This is a genomic window from Prevotella sp. SGI.167, from assembly GCF_050313615.1.
Classification (GTDB): Bacteria; Bacteroidota; Bacteroidia; order Bacteroidales; family Bacteroidaceae; genus Prevotella.
On record NZ_JBNPLT010000116.1, the window covers coordinates 1 to 670 of the forward strand.

At 39.3% G+C, this 670-nt stretch carries 1 protein-coding gene; it reads right to left on the reverse strand.

Annotated elements, in window-relative coordinates; translation table 11 throughout:
• On the reverse strand, positions 1-670 hold a 670-nt coding region (locus ACQRBJ_RS16130; protein WP_445304244.1), incomplete at both ends, for an ImmA/IrrE family metallo-endopeptidase.

A 670-nucleotide genomic window follows, 5' to 3' on the forward strand; every position in this document is an offset into this window, starting at 1 on the left:
TGATTTGAAATTGGAATCGAAATTTTTCTTCTTCCAATAGGTTGTATAGCGATTTTCTGATATGACATCAAGATATCTCGCCTTATACATCAAGGCATCAACGGATATTCCAAATTCTGATTGAAGGTTCTTTAACTCAACTAAAGCTATGTCGTGGCGTTTTTCACCAATAGACTGAAAGAAAGTTTGTCTTGGCATCAACACTTCATTGGCAAAAATATTGCAGTATTGTTCTTCCATCTTTTCATCCATGTCTTCTGGAAAATGAAGCAATGCATGACCTAATTCATGAAGCGCAGTGAAACGCTTACGCTCGGTGCTCATCTGTCTGTTAATGACAATGACAGGAGTCCCATTTTCCAATGTGCCATTGAGACCTGAGAAAGCGTCAGAAGCTTCTACTTCTACCACAATGATACCATTGGTCTCTAAGATGTTGATGACGTTTGTAATGGCGGCGTTGCCAATATTCCAATCGGTGCGAAGTTTGGTTGCTGCGCTGAAAACATCATTTAAAGACTTTACTTGGCAAGTAAAGGAGGAAGCATCAAAATGTCTTTCTATGCCACAAATATCTTCTATTTCATTGATGCGTTCAATGGTATCTTCCACCATGAGATTGATGGATTTCTCTTCCTTAGCACTCAGGCGAGTTAGTTTGCGGTAATGA